The organism is Pantoea sp. VS1 (genome assembly GCF_002207995.1).
Classification (GTDB): domain Bacteria; phylum Pseudomonadota; class Gammaproteobacteria; order Enterobacterales; family Enterobacteriaceae; genus Pantoea; species Pantoea dispersa.
Genome location: NZ_NHZE01000092.1, coordinates 1 through 304 on the forward strand (window position 1 = coordinate 1; position 304 = coordinate 304).

Below are 304 nucleotides of genomic sequence, written 5' to 3' on the forward strand. Positions count from 1 at the left end.
AGGCGGCTTCCCGATGGCCGCAAAAAAAAGCGGCTCTCTGTTTCGGTGATAAATGAAGTAGGGCTGTTTCCTGGCACCGCTTTTTTTCCACTCAAACCAGCCCGATGCCGGCACAATGGCACGCCCGTGTTCCCACAGGGGCTTAAACATACGCCCTGTCGCAGCCGTTTCGCTGCGGGCATTGATGAGCGGCGGTTTATCCCACCACTCCGGACCGTAGCCCCAGTAAACAGGATCAAACTTCAGCTCGCCGTCACGCTCACTGAGCAACAGAACCTTAGTCCCCGGCGCCACGTTGTACCGG

Annotated in this window: 1 protein-coding gene; it reads right to left on the reverse strand. The window is 57.9% G+C overall.

Annotation, left to right across the window (positions count from 1 at the left end):
- Positions 1-304, reverse strand: a 304-nt coding sequence (locus CBW22_RS23500; RefSeq protein ID WP_176428177.1) for an SOS response-associated peptidase family protein, incomplete at both ends; no start/stop codon positions are given.